Below are 433 nucleotides of genomic sequence, written 5' to 3' on the forward strand. Positions count from 1 at the left end.
ATATTCACTTAGAAACCGAGAGCAATTTTATTGCATATCGCCAGGAGCAAATGCGCGAACTCCAGAGGCTAATTGCTGATCCTCAGCTCACTGGAAAGCAGTTCCACGATGTGCGGAAAATTATTAGCCAGCAAGTCTCATTTTACGACACGCTGAGATCTATAGATCCCAGCAACCGGGAAGCCCGTCAGATTTCCAGATTTTTGGCCGCTATTAATGGGTTAATGGGAGATCGGCATGATGTGATGGTGGCAGATAAGCTGGCCGGTGGAAAATCCTATGATGAGCCGACGATGCTGGATGTCGATATTCGCCAACGTCTGGAATTACTTCTCGAGCGATATCCTATGCAAGTTTAGCCGCAAGGGGAGATTACCGCTCTCCTCCGCAGCAACAATCCTTATACATTATGGTTATTTTCATGACGTTACGT

General features: G+C 46.7%; 1 pseudogene. It reads left to right on the top strand.

From position 1 onward, the window contains the following. A pseudogene (locus tag MUU47_RS00110) lies at positions 1-359 on the top strand (hypothetical protein); the annotation flags it as partial. Positions 360-433: the final 74 nt, after the last annotated feature.

The sequence above is a fragment of the Scandinavium hiltneri genome (assembly GCF_024764835.1).
Taxonomy (GTDB): Bacteria; Pseudomonadota; Gammaproteobacteria; order Enterobacterales; family Enterobacteriaceae; genus Scandinavium; species Scandinavium hiltneri.